Consider the following 16,656-nt stretch of genomic DNA (forward strand, 5'->3'; position numbering starts at 1 on the left):
CCCCACTTGATCAGAGCAAAGCGTAAAGGCTTGATATCTGGTTTTTTCAGATGCACACGCTGATACGGATGCGCAGCGCATCCGTCAGCGGACGGTTCAAGGCATCAGGCTGCGCAGAACAAGATTGGAGATAAGAGAAGGGGCTTCTTCAACGAAATCGAGGTTGTACTGCAATAGCAAAGGATTGATGAAGGGGCGCAGAGCGAGATGAATTGCCTCTACCGTCTCGTCCAGCGGTGTCTTGCGTTCAAACTCGCCGAGCTCTCGTCCCTCACGCACGATTTGCAAGACGAAGTTCTTGATCTGAGCGTCATAGACTTGTGAGCTGGGCCAGCGCTCCGACGCGGCGAACGCAGCGATGTCATAGAGTTTACGGTCATTAAAGAACAGGCTCACACCTGTAGCGACCAGGGTTTTGACCAGGCGCCGAAAACGTTCAGTCGCCGAGACCCCCTCCACATTGATGGCCTGCTCCACTGCCGCAACGATTTCAGTCAGGCAATTTGTACAGATTGCTTCACCAATCGCCTGCTTGGATTCAAAGAACTTGTAGATGTAAGCCTTGGAAAAGCCGATAGCCTTGGCCAGGTCGGAAACCGTTGTTTTGCCATAACCGTATTGACTGAAATGCTCGTTGGCCGCCGCGACAATCTGGTCTCGGATGTCGTGATCGACTGGGCCACGGGTGCTGGACGAAGAAACTGATGGCTGATTCATGCGAGCAGCTTACTCATCCCAAAGGTGGTTGACAACTTGTGACCAAATTGTAATATCGTCACAAAACGACCCTTTCGCAGGTATCCCATGCTCTCTCCTCGTTTCGTCGTCTTATTGTGTCTGGGTATGGTTGCAGGTTGCGCAGTGGGCCCCGACTACTCAGAACCCAATGTGGAATTGCCCGAGCATTTCTCGGCGCAAACGTCCAAGGCCCGACAAGTGGACGCCACAAATGCCGATCTCGCCGTTTGGTGGAACGCATTTAATGACCCGCTACTCAATCAGCTGATAACTCAAGCACTTGAACAGAATCTCGATTTAGCCCAGGCAAGCGCAAGGATCGAGCAGGCTCGCGCCGGTTTGGGCGCAGCTAACGCAGCCCTCCTGCCGTCGGCTACCGTCAATGGTCAAGCGGCCCGAGCCCGTCAGTCATTGGAGACTCCGTTAGGCCAAGCGCTGAATTCAGACCCTTCCTATAATCGCTATGGCAGTGCCTATGAGGCAAATTTGAATGCCAGTTGGGAGCTGGATGTGTTTGGCGGGCTGCGCCGAGGTAAAGAAGCCGCCTTCGCCGATTATCAGGCCTCACAAGCCGGGGCGATTGCCACACGCCTGGCAGTGGTTGCGCAGACAGCCGATCTTTACATCAGCCTCCGTGGCCTTCAAGCACGCCTGGAAATTGCCCGGCAGCAAGTAAACACGCGACAACAACTGCTCACCACTATCGAACATCTCTACACAAAAGGCCTGGCGGCTGAACTGCAGTTGAACCAGACCCAAGGCGCGCTGAATCAAGCGCAGGCCACCGTTCCGGTACTGCAAGCAGGCATTGACGCGGCAATGAATGCGCTGGATATCATGCTAGGCAAGGCGCCCGGCACTTATAGCGCGCAGTTGAGCAAACCGGCGCCCATCCCTGATGTGCCAGGCCTCTCGGACATGGGTGCTCCGGCCGACCTGCTGCGTCGGCGTCCAGACGTGATCGTCGCTGAGCGCCGACTTGCAGCATCCAACGCACGCATCGGCGAAGCCATGTCCGAGTACTACCCCAAACTGTCTGTGGGGGCGCTGCTCGGCAGTGCGACCTCCGTGTCCAGCGCAAACCTGTTCAGCAATGGCGCCAGTCAGGCTTCGGCGGCACTGGGATTACGTTGGAGGCTGTTCGATTTTGGCCGCATCAACGCTCAAATCGATTTGGCGAAAGGCCAGGAAGCCGAAGCCTTAGCCGCTTACCGCCAGTCCGTTCTGCGGGCCTGCGAAGATGTTGAAAGCGCTTTTTCGGCGCTGATCAACCGCGAGCAACAATCGACACAACTCGCTCAGGGCGAGTCGGCGTATGCGAAAGCCCGAGCGACGTCGTTTGTCGCTTATGAAAAAGGCGTGGTCAGCCTGATCGAAGTACTGGATGCCGATGAACACCTTTTAGCGGCATCCGATGGCAGAGCTCAGGCACAAACTGAATCGGCTCGCGCTGCAGTGGCCACGTTCAAAGCATTGGGCGGCGGCTGGCAGCGAGACGACTCAGGGGCGCGTGTTGCCTCAAAGGCACTATAAGGCCTTGGTTTCGACCCGCTTTGCATCGTGCACGTGACGGAGTTCGGCCCAGTCGATAAGCGCGGTCATCGTAGGGGCCAGCGCATGACCCAGCTCTGTCAGGGCGTACTCCACCCGCGGAGGCACCTCTGGGTAAACGGTTCGGTGAACGATGTCGTCTTGATGCAGCCCCTTCAACTGCTGGATAAGCATCTTCTGCGTGACGTCGGGAATGAGCTTCTCCAGTTCGGAGAACCGAAGTGGCCGGCCTTTGGCGGCCATCAGCTCATTGATGATGACGATCTTCCACTTCCCCTCCAGCACGCGAAGCGTGGCGTTGATGGCAGCAGACCAGGCCTGCCGCCGTAATGGGTTCTCACATTCCCACTCACGATCCATTGATACTTACCTTTTAGTGCGTTACAGACAAAAACGTCGGTTCTTGCGAATTTTGCAGCATCGATAATACCGTATCTGGACTTTGAATCCTTGGAGGGACTATGAAAATCGCTATCGTTGGAATCGGATCTATCGGCGGGAACCTTGCCCGTCGACTCGCCGCTGCTGGCCATGAGGTCCGCGTGGCCAACTCCCGCGGAAAAGCTGCTGTGAGCAGCTTTGCTAAAGAGGCAGGCGTCACCCCTGCCGACCTCAAAGATGCAATAGACGGCGCCGACGCTGTGATACTTGCCATCCCACTGCCAGCAATGGCAACGCTTCCAGAAGGCCTGCTGGCCGAATTACCCTCCTCGGTTCCGGTGGTCGACACCAGCAACTACTACCCAGGCCTGAGAGACGCGCAGATCCCCGCATTGGAGTCTGGTCAAACGGAGAGCGTCTGGGTCAGCGAGCAGCTCGGCCGACCGGTCATCAAGGCATTCAACAATCTCCTGGCTTACTCGCTGGAGAATCTTGGTCAACCGAAAGGGGCGGAAGGCCGTCTAGGCGTCGCCGTCGCTGGCGACGATGTCAGTCAGAAAACTCTCGTGATGAAGCTCGTTGATGACGTTGGCTTCGATCCGGTCGACAGCGCAAGCCTCGAGGATTCGTGGCGGCAACAGCCATGCACCCCAGCGTACTGCTGCGATTACACCGCTGATCAAATGCGTCCGGCGCTGGCCGCCGCAATCAAGGGAGCCGGCGCGCAGAAACGAGAGGAGTTTAATGCGCGTTTACCTGAGCTCTTCGCCAAGAATCCTTCCCACGCCGACGTGGTGGCATTTAACCGGAACTTCAACGCGGTCAACTGAGATCCTCGTCACCGATCCATTCGTAAGCCATGGTGTATGGATTGCGGCACGCCAATGGTTCCTTATGCAACGGATTCAGTGGCTTTTTTGTGCTCGCCATAAAGTCAAAAGATCGCAGCCTGCGGCAGCTCCTACACCGGTCGCGTTTTATCCCGACCGGATGCGATCCGTTTCGTACGCGACGAAACGGATCATGTAGGAGCTGCCGCAGGCTGCGATCTTTTGATCTACCTGCCGTTTTACCGGCTGCCGTCAGACATGCTCACTGCTTTTCGCATGCACCGCCCGCGGCTCGGCATGCCCATGTTCTGCCTCTATCACCGGAATCTCGTTCCCGTCGCAGTCCCGCAGTTTGCCTTCGCTGAAGTAATCCCCTTCCCGCAACGCGGCCAGATCCTGATAACGCAAGACGCGCTCGGTACCGGCGGCAAACACCGATTGTTGATCCGAGTTGCCGGCGGTGAGGTGGTTGAAGGCCAGGTTCAGCACGATGGCCATGATCGCCGAGGAGCTGATGCCCGAGTGGAAGATCGTCGCGAACCAGCTGGGGAAGTGGTCGTAGAAATTCGGTGCAGCGATGGGGATCATGCCAAAACCGATGGAGGTGGCAACGATGATCAGATTGACGTTGTTGCGGTAGTCGACCTTGGACAGCGTCCGAATGCCGCTGGCCGCCACGGTGCCGAACAGCACGATGCCGGCGCCGCCGAGCACGGAGGTTGGCACAGCGGCGATGACCCGGCCCATGAAGGGCAGCAAACCGAGCACCACCAGGAATACGCCACCGGTGGCCACCACGAAACGGCTCTTGATCCCGGTGACCGCCACCAGCCCGACGTTCTGGGCGAAAGCGCTCTGGGTGAAGGAGCCGAAGATCGGCGCGATCATGCTCGACAACATGTCGGCGCGCAGGCCATTGCCCAGGCGTTTGGAGTCGACTTTGGTGTCGATGATTTCACCGACGGCCAGAATGTCGGCCGAGGTTTCCACCAGGGTCACCATGATCACAATGCACATCGACAGGATCGCGGCGAAGTGGAAGGTCGGCATGCCGAAATGAAACGGTGCCGGGAAGCCGAACATCGGGCCCTGGGTGACGGACGAAAAATCCGCCATGCCGAGGAACACGGCGATAACAGTGCCGATGACCATTGCCAGGAGGATCGACAAACGGGAGATTGTCGCACTGCCGATCTTGCTCAGCAGCAGCACCAGCACCAGCGTCACCGCCGCCAGGCCGATGTTGGCCATGCTGCCGAAGTCCGGGGCATGGTTGTTGCCGCCCATGGCCCAGCGTGCAGCCACTGGCATCAGCGTCAGGCCGATGGTGGTGATCACAATGCCCGTCACCAGCGGCGGAAAGAACTTGGTGATTCGCGAGAACACCGGCGTGATCAGCAAGCCGATCAGTGACGCGGCAATCACCGCCCCGAGAATCGACTGAAAGCCACCCTCCCCACCGCTGCTGACAATCGCCACCATGGTCGCAACGCCAGAGAACGAAACGCCCTGCACCAGCGGCAACTGACAACCGAAAAACGGTAAACCCAGGGTCTGCAGCAACGTCGCCAGCCCCCCTGCAAACAATGAAGCAGCAATCAACAAACCGATGTCCGCCGGCGAGAGCCCGGCCGCCTGGCCGATGATCAAAGGCACCGCGACGATACCACCGTACATGGTCAGAACGTGTTGCAGGCCGTAAGCCATATTCGCGCCGATCCCGAGATTCTCATCCTCGGGCCGTTGTTGTGAAACATGGGGCGTTTTCATGGTTGGGGGGTTCCCTGGTTTTTGTTGTGCGCACACTGTATTCAATAGTCAGGACAAATGTCTATAGAGTTGTATACAACTATCCAGTCAGATTACGGACAGATGTTCACACAGCCCTTTCGCCGTAGAGCCCCCGGCCTAAAAACTCTTGAAATACATCCCTCCTCCCCTATTCCTCTCCACCGCTAATCTTTTGCTTTCCAAGCGACCGCCGGCACGGCCGCCCTCTCGCTTATACATATAAAGTATGCATAATGAAGTCATTCGAAATTCAGTACCACAAGGCAAAGAACGCGGCCAACAAACTGAAGCACCAAGGCATCAGCCTCGCCGAGACAGAACCTGTGTTTTATGACGATCGAGCGTTGACGCTTCAGGACAACCACCATGATGAGCAGCGATGGATCATCATCGGGCTGGATGCCAAAGGTCGACTGCTGGTCGTTGCATACACCTACCGCGACCCGAATTTCGTGCGAATCATTTCCGCGCGCATCGCCACCAAAAACGAGCGTCGCCACTATATGGAGGCTTGACCGATGAAAGATGAATACGACTTCAGCAATGCCAAGCGCGGGGCAGTTGCCTCCAGCAAAGGCAAGACCCGAATCACCATCATGCTCGATGATGTCGTCATAGAGGCCGCGCGTGCGTTGGCAGAAAGCGAGGGGTATGGCTATCAGACGGTGATCAACAATACCCTGCGCCAGGCATTGCTCAGCGATAAAGGCAAAACGGCGAAACCTGATCAGAACACCGCTGCTGCCAATGTCGGGCATCTCAAAAAAGGCCTCACCGCCTCCGAGCTGAAAAGCCTGGAGAAAAAGTTGTCCGAGGTTCTCAGCGAAATCCATCACGTGATGGAGCTCGAAGTTCGTTCCTAGGCAAAAAACACCCACGGTGGCTCGACCAGATAAAAAGGGGCGAATGGATCCGCCCCCTTTACGTGAGGCTCAGTTTTCCTGCGACACAGGCTCAATCAACCGTTCAAGCACCCGCTTCAATGCTTCCTGCGCCGGCACTCGAATATCGAATTCACGTTCCAGTAACCCGATCAACTCATCCACGTCCGTTACCTGCCGCCGCTCGCTCTCGCTGCCCATGCGATGAATGGCAAAACTGCCGTTGCTCAGCGTCCGCCGCCATCCCTGCCCTGTCCGCGCCACCTTTAACTGTTTGAGAAAGGGCGATTCCGGATGGGTCGAGACGTACCAGTTGCCGAGGGTGTAATCGATGTCTTCCTGACGTTGCAAGTCGAAGATATACATCGCCCGCCATTCATCCCCGACGTTAGCGCGCAAGGTGTAGCCGTCGACGTGCGGTTCGATGCGAAAGGGTTCATGGGGAGTGAATTGCTCAGCTTCGGTATCCAGCATCAGCGGTGCGGTGGGCACCATGCCGCCGAAACCGACGTCAGTGATGTAGCGCACGCCGTCGAGAGTCACCAGGCTCAAGCGGTGCGTTCGTGCGGTCCACGCGCCTTCGGGCTGGCCCATGACCACGCGACCCGTGATGCCACGTGCATCGAAGCCCAGCGTTTGAAGCAAGGCCAGGAACAGGTGATTGAGTTCATAGCAGTAGCCACCACGACCTTCGTGCAATACTTTCTGCTCGATGGACGGCAGATCGATGAGCACCGGTTCGCCCAATAACGTGGTGAGGTTTTCGAACGTGAAGGCGCCGGTGTGGCGCAATTGCAGTTGGCGCAGGGTTTCCAGGGTAGGCGCCGGGGGCGTATCGAAGCCCAGGCGTTGCAGGTACAGCGCAAGATTCGTCAGTCGTGTCTCGCTCATCGCTCAATCCTTTATGCAGGGGGTCCGCGGATCACTCCACCAATGGGCGCCATATATAAGGGAAAACACGGTCGGGCTGACAATTGATTTAGCCAATCAGCGACGCTTGCGCGAACCCACTCGAATCCATGCCGGTGCATGATCGCTGGCATGAGGTTCGTTGCGAACCCAGGCATCGACGCCAGCCTCCTGCAGGTAAGGACTCAATGCTGGGTTGAGCAGCAAATGATCGATGCGCAATCCCGAATTTTTCTGCCAGTGCTGCCGGAAATAATCCCAGAAGGTATAGATCCGCTCATCTGGGTACAGAAAACGCAGGGAATCGGTCCAGCCCTGATCCAGCAATCGCTGATAACACGCGCGACTCTCGGGTTGAAGCAGCGCGTCCTTGAGCCAGGAGCGTGGGTTGTAGATGTCCAGATCGGTGGGCACCACGTTGTAGTCACCGGCCAGCACCACCGGATGGTCGCTGCTCTGCAAGTCCTTGGCGTGCGAAATCAGACGCTCGAACCACGCCAGTTTGTAATCGAATTTCGGCCCCGGTTGCGGGTTGCCATTGGGCAGGTACAGGCACCCGACCAGAATCCCGTGCACGGCGGCTTCCACGTAGCGGCTATGGGTATCGCTGTCATCACCTGGCAAACCACGTCGGCTCTCCAACGGCTGCGCATCGCGCGCCAGAATCGCCACCCCGTTCCACGACACTTGGCCATGCCAGACGGCGCCATACCCGGCCGCCTCCAGTTCGGCGACGGGGAATGCGCCATCCACCGATTTGAGTTCCTGCAAGCAGGCGATGTCTGGCTGTTCTCGCGCAAGCCAGGCCAGCAGATTCGGCAAGCGGGCGCGCATGCCGTTGACGTTGAAGGTGGCGATTTTCAGGTTCTTCATGATCCGACGCTCGCAACGGATGGGGCGGTATCCAGTTGTGACCGGGGTGCGCCACGGCAGTTGCCGCGGCGAACGAAACAGGCGACTAAAGGCGCGAGACTTACAGCGGGTGATCTTCCCATGATGCCTTGAGCAACGGCAGCAGTGCATGCCTGTCCACCGGTCGACTGAGGTAGAACCCCTGCACTTCATGGCACTGGTCCGAAATCAGAAAGTCCAGTTGCTCCAGCGTCTCGACACCTTCGGCAGTCACGGTCAGGCCCATGGCCTTGCCCAGGTTGATGATCGCCTGCACCACGGCGCGGTCATTGCTGCCGTTGCTCATGGACGCAATGAAGCGCTTGTCGATCTTGATCCCGTCGAATGGATACGTGCGCAAGTAACCCAGCGAAGAATAACCGGTGCCGAAATCGTCCATGTTCAGCCGTACGCCTAACTCCTTGAGCGCATTCATGGTCGCCAAAGCGCCATCGACATCGATGAGCATCACGTTTTCGGTGATCTCCAGCTCCAGTCGACTAGCGGGCAAGCGGGTCTGGATCAATACTTCCCGGACATCCTCGATCACATCGCTACGGGCAAACTGCACCGGCGACAGATTGACCGACACCATCATCGCGCCCGGCCAGGTCAGGGCCGTCTCGCATGCCTCGCGCAGCACCCAGCGCCCTAGTGGCACGATCAAGTCGGTCTGCTCGGCCAATGGGATAAACGCGTCGGGATTCAATAAGCCTTGCACCGGATGCTGCCAGCGCAACAGCGCTTCGACCGAGACGATCTGCTTGCCATCGACGTGATAACGCGGCTGGTAATGCATCACGAATTCGTTGTTCTTGATCGCCTGACGCAGGTCGCTTTCCAGTTGTCGGCGGTGCTGGATCTGATCGTTCATGTGCGGCGCAAAGTAGCACCAGGTCTTCTTGCCATTGGACTTGGCCTGATACAACGCGATATCGGCACAGCGAATCAATTCCTCCGGAACGTGCCCCTGGCGCCGACTCAGGGCGACACCGATGCTCGCACCAATGTGCAGCGTGTGGTGATCGTAATGGATGGGTTGATGCAAGCTGTCGAGCAAGCGCTCGCAAAACCGGTCGATTTCCGCGTGGCTGTCCATGCCGTGGAGCACCAGCACGAACTCGTCACCGCCCAATCGCGCAACCAGATCAATATCCCGCGTGCATTCGCGCAAACGGATCGCCACTTCCAGCAATACCGCATCGCCCGCCGGGTGGCCGAGGGAATCGTTGATCGGCTTGAAGTTATCCAGGTCGATCATCAACAACGTCAACGCCGTCGATTGCTCTTTCAGCGCCAGTGCGTCTTCGAGGTAGCGCGCCAGTTTGTTGCGGTTCGGCAAGCCAGTCAGTGCGTCGTGCATCGATAGATGCTGGATCTGCGCATGGGCGGCGACTTCATCAGTGATGTCGCTGGCCGTCCCGCGAAACCCCAATAGGGCGCCCTTGCGCTGGATCGGTCGCGCCGACACCCGGCACACTCGCTGTTGCCCCGACTGATCGCGATAGGAACAGCGCAAGTGGCTGACGGCTTGCTCTTCATCAAGTTTATTCAGCCACAGTGACAAGGGCGTGGTTTCACAATTAAGCAGTTGCCCGATGTTTTGCCCCAGCCATTGCTGATCGGAGAACCCGGTGACGGTGCTGAAGCGCCCCGACAGATAAGTGATGCAATGCTCATCGTCGGTTTCCCAGATCCAGTCGGACGCGGCTTCGGCCACCGCACGAAAGCGTTCTTCACTGGCCTCCAGTGCCTGATTCGACAAATCGAGGCTGGCGTAACTGGCATCTACATGCCTGGACGTGCGCAGGACATATCGAAAGAAGTAAGCGGTCAATAACGCCAGAATCAACAGCGCCCCGCCCAGTGGCGGCAGCAGCGACCAGAGCAATTGATGACCCGGCTGCTCAAGCCGGGACACCAGGCTATAACCGGTGTCGGTCAGCGCGACAGCTGGCTGATCGGGAACGATGACGTCGTCGGCCGTCAGGTTCAAGTCATGCAAACCGTAATCGGCGCTCAAGGTCGCGAGCTTCTCAGGGTTCAACTGGTCAATGTAAATCAGCACTGAGGTGCTCTTGGGATCGACCGCCGGGCGTTCGTCATTGGGCACGATCGCGGCCGCCGTCAACAGCGCCGGCTTGCCTTCGAACAAGGTGTACCGGCTGACAGGCTCGATGAGGCTTTCCTGACTTTGAACCTCGTCTACAAGCGACGCCATCGAGGTCGACAGATAGGCTGTCGCCTGATCCTCAACCAGCAGCCCGCGCACCGTGGCGTATTTGGTTCGCTGACCATCGATTATGAAAACCGCGTCGTAGTGATCGATGGTAAACAGGGTTTTACCCACGTTCTGCTCGACGTAGGCCCACTGCACATCGACCTTGTCGTTCAGGTGATCGTAGGCGGTCGTCCAGTTGGCGTAGCTGGCAATGTAGTTTTTCGAGGCGGTGATGCGGTTCTCAAGTGCCCGTTGCGTGTAGAACGTGGTTTTGCCCAGATCCTGAATATCGAGCCGTGCGGCAATGCTGAACAGGGCCATTAGCGCAATCAACACCCCAACCATGAACAGCACGCCGATGACGAACATCAGGTTGCGAGTAATCGGTGTATGACGCGCAGGTGCAGCGATAGTAATGGCCGTAAAATCCATGCATTGATCCTGTCGATCGATCGCCTTATCGGGTGAGGCCGGCGGGGTCTGGTCTGTCGTCATGACAGCCAGGCTCTTCACTGACCATAGCAGCCCTGCCCGGTCAGCGCCCCTGAAATAATGCAAGTCAGCGGCACGGGCACCGATGCATAAAAGCAATCCATGACGACTAATGCGAAACCTGTGGGAGCGGGCTTGCTCGCGAAGGCGGTGTGTCAGGCGACATCAATGTTGACTGTGCCGCCGCCTTCGCGAGCAAGTCGGATCGCCGCACCGCCGCTCCCACATGGATTGCACTTAACTGACTAGCATTAGCGGTCCGAGCGCATCAGCGCCTCGACACCGCCTTCCATGGACAACACTGCCGAACGATTTCGTCCCGAATGCTTGGCCTGGTACAACGCCGCATCCGCACGTTTGATCAACATTTCGGTGCTGTCGTGCCCCGTCGGCACAAACGAATAGCAGCCAAGGCTGACCGTGACATAACCCGTGGGCGAACCGCTGTGGATGATGTTTTTGTCCATGACGCTACGGCGGATCTGCTCGGCGATCGTCAGTGCCCCATGAATATCGGTGTCCGGCAGCAACACCGCGAACTCTTCACCGCCATAGCGCACCGCCAGATCGGCGTTGCGGTGACAGCAACTCTTCAGTGCCCGCGCCACTTCGGCCAGGCAATGGTCCCCGGCCACATGACCGTAGGTGTCGTTATAGCGTTTGAAGTAATCGATATCGAGCATGATCAGGCTCAGCGGGCTCGACCGCCGGGCACCGCGCCCAAACTCGATCTCCAGCCCCCGCTCGAACAATCGACGGTTGGCCAACCCGGTCAGGCTGTCGTGGGTGGCGATCAATTCCAGGGTTTTCTGCGCCTCGCGCAAATCCGCCTCGATGCGCTCGCCCGCGCGCACCTGATGAATGAACACCCAACCGAACAACCCCACGCCGAGGACGACCAGAGCGACGATCACACTGGATTGAATCGCCGTGTCGTACCAGTCCTTGAGGATCGCGTCTCTGGAGGATGCCGCCGCGACCACCACCGGATAGGTATCGAGTTGCCGGTAGCCATACAACCGCACGATGCCATCCACCACCGAGTCGATCATGGCGTTGCCGGATGTCGCGCTGGGCAGAAATTTTTGAAAAATCTCACCCTGAGCCAATGACGTGCCGATCTGCGAATCCACAAATGGCCGTCGCGCCAGCAGTGTTCCCTCGGTCAACGCCAAAAACATCGCGCCGTTGTTATCGATGCTGAAGCTTTTGAAGAACTGGTCGAAGTACGACATCTTGATCCCGGCCAGCAACACCCCCTGGAAATTGCCGCTCGGGTCGTTTACCCGTCTTGAAACCGGGATGATCCACTCGCCATTTTCCCGACTGCGAATCGCCGGGCCGATGTGTGCCAGGGACGAAATGTTTTGCTGGTGAAACCTGAAGTATTCGCGGTCCGCCACACTTGGGCCACGGGGCAGGTTTTCGAACGACGTCACGACCCATTGCCCCTGTTTGTCGAACAGAAATATCCCGTGTAACTGATGCAGCGCCTGCACTCGCCGGGCGAAGGTTTTCTGCAAGCGTGGCGTCTGGACAGCGTCGAAACCTTCAGCCTGAATCCAGTCGACCAGACTGGTCAGCACCAGATCGGCTTTCATGAACGTGTCTTCGGCCTGCTGCGCCATGGCCCGCGTCAGGTTCGACGAAGACACCTCGGCCAACGCCAGATCGTGGCGGCGCGACTGCTCCAGTTGCAGGTAAAGCAGCCCACACAGACAAAGGCACACCGCCGCAATAAACAGCACCGCAGCTTTGAGCAGGGGCAACCGCCTCAAGGCACCATCGGGCGAGTGGTGCGGATCGGGAATGGGGATAGGCAAAAGTGAGTCCTGAAAAGGGTAAGGCATGGGCAAAGGCCCAAAACCCTTATTTTTTTTGTGAGCTTAGTCTACGGTGTTGTGCGGGGTAAATGCGCCAGAACTGCAGAGATCGACTTCCCGACGAGTGAAGTACGAAAATCATCTCTGCTAGGATGAAAAACCTCAGGAGCCTGTCGAACGCTTTGATATCGGCTTCCGTGCCTGCCCCAGCCCCGTTTACCCAAGGAGGAAAAACATGAGCGCTGCGCGCCACCCAGCCCCCATCGACACCGCTGTGTTCGATCTCGGTAATGTTCTTATCCGCTGGAACCCGAGAAACCTTTATCGAAAGTTGTTCGGTGAAGACCTGCAAGCCATGGAAACGTTTCTGTCAGAGGTCTGCCACACCGCCTGGAATGAACAACAGGACCAGGGCAGAACCTGGCAGGAAGCGATTGAGGAAGCCATCGCCCGACATCCGTCCCAAGAGGCATTGATTCGTGCCTACCGCGAGCGCTGGGAAGAAATGCTCGACGGCGCCATAGAAGAGACCGTGGACATCCTCGATGAACTGCATGCCAAAGGCATACGGTTATTGGCGCTGACCAACTGGTCTGCCGAAACCTTTCCGATTGCCCTTGAGCGCTTTGAGTTCTTGCAGCGATTCGAAGGCATTCTGGTGTCGGGTGCCGAAGGGGTCATCAAGCCTTCGCCGGAGATTTTTCAGTTGCTGCTATCGCGGTTTGACGTTGATAGCCGCCGCGCAGTATTCATCGATGATCACGCGCCGAATATTGCAGGAGCACGCCGGGAGGGATTTCATGCGGTTCAGTTCCTGAACCCGGGACAATTGCGCGAAGAACTGGTGGCGCTTGGGTTGCCCGTACAGCAAGGTCAATCAGGGACGTTACACAGCATTTCGTAGGAGCCAGGTTTGTTTTGTCATGCGGTGTTTCAATCCCATGACGCAAGGCAAAACCGCATTATCTTGAAGGGGCTACGATTAACTGACATCACGACAGGAAATCGACATGAGTAAAGCAGATGAGCTCGCCGAGAAGCTGAAACAATCCCGGCAAACCAGTGCCGATGCGACCATCGCCGATCAGGCCATCGACGGCTGGCCGGGTCAGGTCTACGACTTGTATCACCAGATCGAAACCTGGCTGCAGCCATTGATCGAGGTGGGCCTGAAGCTGCGACGCAATTCCACGCACGTGTTCGAAAGGGCACCGGACGAGGCGAGTTACGATTACGCCATCGACCAACTGCTGATCGAAGGCAACCACCACAGCATCACCTTCGATCCCGTCGCTCGCTTCACCGCTGACGGTGCCGGGCGAATCGAGATTCGCTCGACAGGCAAGGAGCTCGCCCTATTGCGAACCGTCGATGAACACGGCGAGACGCATTGGTGGCTTCAGGCGATCGACCAACCCGGACAACAACCGGATGCAATCGCGCTGACCGAACACAACCTGCTTCTGGCGGTGCAAGAAGGCCTGGGGCTTTAAAGCGTGTTCTGCCCCACCGCCATCGAGGGAGGCGCCGCTCGCCTCCCGTCCAGCGTTGGCCGTTCCGAAGGCAGATTCAGCGCTCGCAATACCGGCTTGTCGTACCCATACACATCGGGCTTGAACGTCACTCGCCCGTCAAGGCTCAGGTCCACCGTCCAATAGGCCAACAGCACTGGCACTTTCACGGGGAGCCTGATGTTCTCTGTCTTGCCGTTGGCTAACTGCTTTTGAATCCCTGCACTGTTCCAGCGAACCGGATCGTTGAACAACAGCTCCACCAGTTGCAGCGGGTTTTCTACCCGAATACAGCCCGAACTGGTCGCACGATTGGATTGCGCAAACAACTCGCGATGCGGGGTGTCGTGCAGATAAATGGCGTAATCATTGGGAAAGCGAATCACCACCTGCCCCAGCGAGTTATCCGACCCTGCATCCTGACGCAGTGTAAGGCCACGCGGGTTGTCCCAATCGACAGTCGACGGGTCGAGCACGTTGCCTTCTCGATCGATCACGCGGATCCGGTTTGCATCAAGATAACCGGGATTGTTGCGAATCTTCGGCAGCATGTCCTTGACCAGAATGGTCGGCGGCACGGTCCAGGTCGGGTTGAACGTGATGTAAGTGATCTCGGATTGAAAAATCGGTGTGCTGCGATACGGTTTTCCCACCTGTACCCGGGAGCGCCATATCAGCTTGCCATCGCGATAGAACGAAACCTTGTACCCGGCGATGTCGACGATGACAAAAGTACCCTGAAGTTTGTACAGCAGCCACCGCGCCCGCTCCATGTTCACGCGGACCTGATCGATTCGCGCCTCGACCGGCACGTTCAACGCCGCCAGTGTTGCCGGCCCCGCCACACCGTCCGCCCCAAGGTATTGTTCGGCCTGGTACTTTTTCACTGCCGCCGTGACCGTGTCGTCGTAATCGGTGCGCCCGCTCATTGGTGGAGCCAGATAACCACCGGCCACTAAACGGGCTCGCAGCTGCGCCACCGAGGCGTCATCCATGCCCGGTCTGAGCGTCTGCCCTTGCGCAATCTTTGGCCAGCCGCCACTGTCGCGAACCTTGCGCAATTGCGCCAGCCCCTGGCGCAACGTGCCATAAACCGCTTCTTGTGGCGGTGCCTGGGCAAACGCGCGTGCGACGTCGTGGCTGTCGAGGGCGGCGAAGAAAAGATTGACGTCCTCCCGAGGGTCTATGCCCACCGGGTCGAAATTCCAATGGATGTCCAGTCGCGAAGGGTCAACCTTGCCGCGGCGCAACTGCAGCAGCGCCGTGATGAACGTCTGAGTCGCCGAGATATCAAAAGCGGCCTGTTGCCCCGGGGTGGGCGCCGTTGCCTTCATCGACATTCTGGCCGTGACCAGTTCGGCAACTCGAAAATCGTCAGGGTCCAGGCCATCGATTTCTGTATCGCTCAGGCTTTTCAATAACTGGACGACATCGCCATCGTCCGTCCAGGCAGCGCGATAGCCTCGATGACTATAAAAATCCAGCACGGCCCGGTTAACGTCGACCCGTTGATGACGTGGTGAGGTGAGCAACGGGGGAAAAGCCGAGCGCAATGGCGCCAGCGCCGCCTGAATCGCCTGACCGACGTAATCACCAGGTGCTGCCTCCATGACCACGCTTACTGGAGATGACGGCTCAATCGGCGAAGTTTGCGCAATCGCGCTGCCGCTTATCAGAAAGCCCATAAAAAATATGCGGCTTATGACGAATAACCTTGTTAACTGCCCCATGGATAATCCTTAATCTCCCGTTTTCAACCGGCTAGCGTCGTGCGCGCTGCTAGACTCGAAACTATCAGATGAGACTTGCGTATGGCCCAAGACCGCTTCGGCTTTTTAATAACGGCCCTGTTGCTGACCGCGTGCACCTTACCGGCAGCCTACGCCGATTCACTTGAAGCCGCCCTCATCAAAGCGGCCCCGAATGCCAACGCCAAGGTGATTGCCCTGGCTGTACGCGCTTCCCAATGCAGCCGAGCCCAGAGTGCAGCCCCGGCTCAAAGACTGGCGGTGATCGATTATTCCCTGCCCTCGACCGCGCAACGTCTTTGGGTGTTCGACCTTAAACAACGCAAGTTATTGTTCCACGAACTGGTCGCCCACGGTCGCAACAGCGGTGAGAACATGGCCCGTCAATTCTCCAACCGCAATGCCAGTTTCGCCACCAGTCTCGGTTTGTATCGGACCCAATCCAGCTATGTTGGGCAGAACGGTTATTCGTTGCGTATGGAAGGTCTGGAGCCCGGCTTCAACGACAATGCATTCGAGCGCGCGATCGTTATACATGGTGCGCCGTATGTCAGTCCTGATCTGGCGCGGGCGAATGGCCGGATCGGCAGAAGCCTGGGTTGCCCCGCTGTGAGACCTGCGATTGCGCATCAGTTGATCGACTCGATGAAAGATGGACAGTTGTTGTTTTCTTATTATCCGGATCAGCGCTGGTTGAAGTCTTCCTCATATATCAATTGTGGTAACGCTACCGTGGCGGACTCCGCCAGGCCGACTGCAAATAATTGAACACAGCATGAAACTGTCAGAAATGTAATCTTGGCCTCAGTCTGCTGAAAGGCGTCCCCCGTTAGCCTCCATTTCATAAAGCGCTCTTCCATCCGCTCAGGATGGAAGTGTTGGGCTTCAT

At 57.6% G+C, this 16,656-nt stretch carries 15 protein-coding genes; 7 read left to right on the plus strand and 8 right to left on the minus strand.

The window, feature by feature from the left end; genetic code table 11:
* Window positions 1-96 precede the first annotated feature (96 nt).
* Window positions 97-717, minus strand: a complete 621-nt coding sequence (locus ABH909_RS22520) for a TetR/AcrR family transcriptional regulator (RefSeq protein ID WP_429437246.1) — start codon at window positions 715-717, stop codon at window positions 97-99.
* Between the two features lie 87 nt (window positions 718-804).
* On the opposite strand from ABH909_RS22520, the gene ABH909_RS22525 reads away from it, so the two are divergent.
* Complete coding sequence (locus ABH909_RS22525) at window positions 805-2,271, plus strand: efflux transporter outer membrane subunit (RefSeq protein ID WP_429437249.1); 1,467 nt, start codon at window positions 805-807, stop codon at window positions 2,269-2,271.
* Here ABH909_RS22525 and ABH909_RS22530 read toward each other — a convergent pair.
* On the minus strand, window positions 2,266-2,649 hold the full coding sequence (locus ABH909_RS22530) for a winged helix-turn-helix transcriptional regulator (protein ID WP_429437251.1): 384 nt from the start codon (window positions 2,647-2,649) through the stop codon (window positions 2,266-2,268). The genes ABH909_RS22525 and ABH909_RS22530 overlap by 6 nt on opposite strands.
* A gap of 101 nt (window positions 2,650-2,750) precedes the next feature.
* Between ABH909_RS22530 and ABH909_RS22535 the strand changes: the two genes are divergently transcribed.
* Window positions 2,751-3,500 carry an NADPH-dependent F420 reductase gene (locus ABH909_RS22535; RefSeq protein ID WP_429437254.1) on the plus strand — a complete coding sequence of 250 codons (750 nt, stop codon included), beginning with the start codon at window positions 2,751-2,753 and terminating at the stop codon, window positions 3,498-3,500.
* Window positions 3,501-3,752: 252 nt separating this feature from the next.
* On the opposite strand, the gene ABH909_RS22540 is transcribed toward ABH909_RS22535, so the two are convergent.
* Window positions 3,753-5,270 carry a nucleobase:cation symporter-2 family protein gene (locus ABH909_RS22540; RefSeq protein WP_429437257.1) on the minus strand — a complete coding sequence of 506 codons (1,518 nt, stop codon included), beginning with the start codon at window positions 5,268-5,270 and terminating at the stop codon, window positions 3,753-3,755.
* Window positions 5,271-5,524: 254 nt separating this feature from the next.
* Here ABH909_RS22540 and ABH909_RS22545 point away from each other — a divergent pair, with 254 nt between their 5' ends.
* The gene (locus ABH909_RS22545) at window positions 5,525-5,806 is read left to right on the plus strand and encodes a BrnT family toxin (protein WP_123501395.1); all 282 of its coding nucleotides are present in this window, start codon (window positions 5,525-5,527) and stop codon (window positions 5,804-5,806) included.
* Window positions 5,807-5,809: 3 nt separating this feature from the next.
* Window positions 5,810-6,154, plus strand: a complete 345-nt coding sequence (locus tag ABH909_RS22550) for a BrnA antitoxin family protein (protein WP_429437259.1) — start codon at window positions 5,810-5,812, stop codon at window positions 6,152-6,154.
* Window positions 6,155-6,223: 69 nt separating this feature from the next.
* Here the strand turns inward: ABH909_RS22550 and ABH909_RS22555 are convergent, their stop codons facing one another.
* The 4 genes from ABH909_RS22555 to ABH909_RS22570 all read right to left on the minus strand — a co-directional run bounded on the left by ABH909_RS22555 (window position 6,224) and on the right by ABH909_RS22570 (window position 12,508).
* Window positions 6,224-7,063, minus strand: coding sequence for an arylamine N-acetyltransferase family protein (locus ABH909_RS22555; protein WP_429437262.1), 840 nt, complete (start codon window positions 7,061-7,063; stop codon window positions 6,224-6,226).
* A 96-nt stretch (window positions 7,064-7,159) separates the two neighbouring features.
* Window positions 7,160-7,954, minus strand: coding sequence for an exodeoxyribonuclease III (gene xth, locus ABH909_RS22560; RefSeq protein WP_429437264.1), 795 nt, complete (start codon window positions 7,952-7,954; stop codon window positions 7,160-7,162).
* 100 nt (window positions 7,955-8,054) lie between these two features.
* A complete protein-coding gene (locus tag ABH909_RS22565; RefSeq protein WP_429437266.1) occupies window positions 8,055-10,625 on the minus strand; it encodes a bifunctional diguanylate cyclase/phosphodiesterase in 2,571 nt (856 codons plus the stop codon).
* A gap of 311 nt (window positions 10,626-10,936) precedes the next feature.
* Complete coding sequence (locus ABH909_RS22570; RefSeq protein ID WP_429437269.1) at window positions 10,937-12,508, minus strand: sensor domain-containing diguanylate cyclase; 1,572 nt, start codon at window positions 12,506-12,508, stop codon at window positions 10,937-10,939.
* Window positions 12,509-12,743: 235 nt separating this feature from the next.
* Here ABH909_RS22570 and ABH909_RS22575 point away from each other — a divergent pair, with 235 nt between their 5' ends.
* Complete coding sequence (locus tag ABH909_RS22575) at window positions 12,744-13,412, plus strand: HAD family hydrolase (RefSeq protein WP_429437271.1); 669 nt, start codon at window positions 12,744-12,746, stop codon at window positions 13,410-13,412.
* A gap of 106 nt (window positions 13,413-13,518) precedes the next feature.
* On the plus strand, window positions 13,519-14,001 hold the full coding sequence (locus tag ABH909_RS22580) for a hypothetical protein (RefSeq protein ID WP_429437274.1): 483 nt from the start codon (window positions 13,519-13,521) through the stop codon (window positions 13,999-14,001).
* Here the strand turns inward: ABH909_RS22580 and ABH909_RS22585 are convergent.
* Complete coding sequence (locus tag ABH909_RS22585) at window positions 13,998-15,749, minus strand: L,D-transpeptidase family protein (protein WP_429437276.1); 1,752 nt, start codon at window positions 15,747-15,749, stop codon at window positions 13,998-14,000. The two genes, ABH909_RS22580 and ABH909_RS22585, sit on opposite strands and share 4 nt — an antisense overlap.
* An 81-nt stretch (window positions 15,750-15,830) precedes the next feature.
* On the opposite strand from ABH909_RS22585, the gene ABH909_RS22590 reads away from it, so the two are divergent.
* The gene (locus ABH909_RS22590; protein WP_429437279.1) at window positions 15,831-16,535 is read left to right on the plus strand and encodes a murein L,D-transpeptidase catalytic domain family protein; all 705 of its coding nucleotides are present in this window, start codon (window positions 15,831-15,833) and stop codon (window positions 16,533-16,535) included.
* Window positions 16,536-16,656: the final 121 nt, after the last annotated feature.

It is taken from the genome of Pseudomonas sp. BS3782 TE3695 (assembly GCF_050435305.1).
Lineage (GTDB): Bacteria > Pseudomonadota > Gammaproteobacteria > Pseudomonadales > Pseudomonadaceae > Aquipseudomonas.

Excerpts from the sequence above, each read along its gene's own strand:
- ABH909_RS22520 (WP_429437246.1), bottom strand. The coding sequence starts at position 717 with ATGAATCAGCCATCAGTTTCTTCGTCCAGCACCCGTGGCCCAGTCGAT.
- ABH909_RS22525 (WP_429437249.1), top strand. The coding sequence starts at position 805 with ATGCTCTCTCCTCGTTTCGTCGTCTTATTGTGTCTGGGTATGGTTGCA.
- ABH909_RS22530 (WP_429437251.1), bottom strand. The coding sequence starts at position 2,649 with ATGGATCGTGAGTGGGAATGTGAGAACCCATTACGGCGGCAGGCCTGG.
- ABH909_RS22535 (WP_429437254.1), top strand. The coding sequence starts at position 2,751 with ATGAAAATCGCTATCGTTGGAATCGGATCTATCGGCGGGAACCTTGCC.
- ABH909_RS22540 (WP_429437257.1), bottom strand. The coding sequence starts at position 5,270 with ATGAAAACGCCCCATGTTTCACAACAACGGCCCGAGGATGAGAATCTC.
- ABH909_RS22545 (WP_123501395.1), top strand. The coding sequence starts at position 5,525 with ATGAAGTCATTCGAAATTCAGTACCACAAGGCAAAGAACGCGGCCAAC.
- ABH909_RS22550 (WP_429437259.1), top strand. The coding sequence starts at position 5,810 with ATGAAAGATGAATACGACTTCAGCAATGCCAAGCGCGGGGCAGTTGCC.
- ABH909_RS22555 (WP_429437262.1), bottom strand. The coding sequence starts at position 7,063 with ATGAGCGAGACACGACTGACGAATCTTGCGCTGTACCTGCAACGCCTG.
- xth (WP_429437264.1), bottom strand. The coding sequence starts at position 7,954 with ATGAAGAACCTGAAAATCGCCACCTTCAACGTCAACGGCATGCGCGCC.
- ABH909_RS22565 (WP_429437266.1), bottom strand. The coding sequence starts at position 10,625 with ATGGATTTTACGGCCATTACTATCGCTGCACCTGCGCGTCATACACCG.
- ABH909_RS22575 (WP_429437271.1), top strand. The coding sequence starts at position 12,744 with ATGAGCGCTGCGCGCCACCCAGCCCCCATCGACACCGCTGTGTTCGAT.
- ABH909_RS22580 (WP_429437274.1), top strand. The coding sequence starts at position 13,519 with ATGAGTAAAGCAGATGAGCTCGCCGAGAAGCTGAAACAATCCCGGCAA.
- ABH909_RS22585 (WP_429437276.1), bottom strand. The coding sequence starts at position 15,749 with ATGGGGCAGTTAACAAGGTTATTCGTCATAAGCCGCATATTTTTTATG.
- ABH909_RS22590 (WP_429437279.1), top strand. The coding sequence starts at position 15,831 with ATGGCCCAAGACCGCTTCGGCTTTTTAATAACGGCCCTGTTGCTGACC.